Origin of the sequence: Stenotrophomonas sp. YIM B06876, assembly GCF_030711595.1 — a bacterium.
GTDB lineage: Bacteria > Pseudomonadota > Gammaproteobacteria > Xanthomonadales > Xanthomonadaceae > Stenotrophomonas.
This window is the reverse complement of sequence record NZ_JAUJUJ010000148.1, coordinates 1-1,886: the sequence shown is the minus strand read 5'-3', so window position 1 is coordinate 1,886 and position 1,886 is coordinate 1. Positions and strand designations below refer to the sequence as shown.

General features: G+C 68.5%; 2 protein-coding genes. Both read left to right on the top strand.

The genetic code is table 11. The annotated features are described in order from the left end of the window. Window positions 1-783, top strand: a 783-nt coding sequence (locus QZH66_RS15555; RefSeq protein ID WP_305806811.1) for an enolase C-terminal domain-like protein, incomplete at its 5' end; no start/stop codon positions are given. Window positions 784-811: 28 nt separating this feature from the next. After that, the coding region (locus tag QZH66_RS15550; RefSeq protein WP_305806810.1) for an aldehyde dehydrogenase family protein at window positions 812-1,886 on the top strand (1,075 nt) is incomplete at its 3' end.

Genomic DNA, 1,886 nt, shown 5'->3' with positions numbered 1-1,886 from the left:
GAATCCATCGTGCGCCAGGCCGAGGCGGCCCACGCGCGCTACGGCTTCAACGACTTCAAGCTCAAGGGCGGGGTGCTGCGCGGCGAAGACGAGGTCGCGGCCGTCACCGCCCTGCACCAGCGCTTTCCGGAGGCCCGCGTCACGCTCGACCCGAACGGCGGCTGGCTGCTGAAGGACGCCGTGCGCCTGATGCGCGACATGCACGGCATCGTTGCCTATGCCGAAGACCCCTGCGGCGCCGAAGACGGCTTCTCGGGCCGCGAGGTGATGGCGGAGTTCCGCCGCGCCACCGGCCTGCCCACGGCCACCAACATGGTCGCCACCGACTGGCGCCAGATGGTGCATGCGCTGTCGCTGCAGTCGGTGGACATTCCGCTCGCCGACCCGCATTTCTGGACCATGGCCGGCTCGGTGCGCGTGGCCCAGACCTGCCGCGACTGGGGCCTGACCTGGGGCTCGCATTCGAACAACCACTTCGACATCTCCCTGGCCATGTTCACGCAGGTGGCCGCGGCCGCACCAGGCAAGGTCACCGCCATCGACACGCACTGGATCTGGCAGGACGGCCAGCACCTCACGCAGAATCCGCTGCAAATCAAGGGCGGCTTCGTTGAAGTGCCCACAGCCCCCGGCCTGGGCGTGACCGTGGACCGCACCGCGCTGGCCCAAGCCCACGCCCTCTATCTGCAGCACGGCCTGGGCGCGCGCGATGACGCCATCGCCATGCAATACCTCGTGCCCGGCTGGAAATTCGACCCCAAGCGCCCCTGCCTGGTGCGCTGAGCCCCCCATCCCCATTCTGGAGAACCTCTTGCAACAATTCGACAACCTCATCAACGGTGCCTGGGCTCCCGGCAAGTCCTACACCCCGAACGTCAACCCCAGCGACCTCTCCGACGTGATCGGCGAGTACGCCCAGGGCGATGCCAGCGCTGTGAACGCAGCCGTGGCCGCCGCCACCGCCGCATTCCCCGCCTGGTCCACCTCCGGCATCCAGGCGCGCCACGATGCGCTCGACAAGATCGGCAGCGAAATCCTCGCGCGCAAGGAAGAGCTCGGTGACCTGCTGGCCCGCGAGGAAGGCAAGACCCGCCCCGAAGCCATGGGCGAAGTGGCCCGCGCGGGCCAGATCTTCAAGTTCTTCGCCGGCGAGTGCCTGCGCCTGGCCGGCGAGACCCTGCCTTCCGTGCGCCCCGGCGTCGGTGTGGAGATCACGCGCGAGTCCATCGGGGTGGTCGGCCTGATCACGCCGTGGAACTTCCCCATCGCGATTCCCGCCTGGAAGATCGCCCCGGCCCTGGCCTTTGGCAACTGCGTGGTCCTGAAGCCCGCCGACCTGGTGCCCGGCAGCGCCTGGGCGCTGGCCGACATCATCCAGCGCTCGGGTATTCCGGCCGGAGTCTTCAACCTGGTCATGGGCCGGGGCAGCGTCATCGGCAACGCCCTGGTGCAGCACCCGGATGTGGCTGCCATCAGCTTCACTGGCTCGGTCGGCGTGGGCCGCGGCATTGCCGAAGCCTGCGTCAAGAGTGGCAAGAAGGTGCAGCTCGAGATGGGCGGCAAGAACCCCCAGGTGGTGCTCGACGATGCCGACCTGGCCCAGGCCGTGGAGCTGTCGGCGCAGAGCTGCTTCTATTCCACCGGCCAGCGTTGCACGGCGTCGAGCCGCCTGATCGTGACCGACAGGATCTACCCCGCCTTCATAGCGGCGCTGCAGGCGCGCATGAAGAAGATCAAGGTGGGTGACGCCCGTGCCGCCGGCACCGACATCGGCCCCGTGGTCAGCCAGGCGCAACTGGAGCAAGACCTGTCTTACGTGGAAATCGCCAAGGCCGAAGGCGCTGTTCTCGCAGCCGGCGGCGGCCGTGTGGCCTGCCACACGGGCA